The 319-nt window shown below is 72.1% G+C and carries 1 protein-coding gene; it reads right to left on the bottom strand.

The genetic code is table 11. The annotated features are described in order from the left end of the window. On the bottom strand, positions 1 to 319 hold a 319-nt coding region (locus TN53_RS43565; RefSeq protein WP_046264477.1), incomplete at both ends, for a PP2C family protein-serine/threonine phosphatase.

The raw sequence follows: 319 nt of genomic DNA, 5'->3' as shown, positions 1-319 counted from the left end.
CGGCTCCGGGCGGCCCCGATGCCCCCTCAGTTCCCGCAGCACCGCGGCCGGTACGTCGGCGGCCGGCAGCAGCCGTGTGGCCGTGATGGCTCGCGCGAGAGCGCGATCGCCGTACGGTTCACCGCCCGGCGCAGGGACCGTGTGCACTCCGTCGCTGACGAACAGGAGACGGTCGCCCGGGTCCAACCGGTAGTCCTGCGCCACATAGTCGGTCTCCTCGAACATGCCGAGCGGAAGCTGCGCCTCGAGGCCGACGGATGTCACGGTCCCGTCCCGCAGACACAGCATCCGGGGCGAGCCGGCGTCGACGATCTGCACG

The sequence above is a fragment of the Streptomyces sp. WM6386 genome (genome assembly GCF_000972385.1).
In the GTDB taxonomy this organism is placed as follows: domain Bacteria; phylum Actinomycetota; class Actinomycetes; order Streptomycetales; family Streptomycetaceae; genus Streptomyces.
The sequence above is the reverse complement of the archived record's forward strand: the minus strand, read 5'-3'. Positions and strand labels throughout refer to the sequence as shown.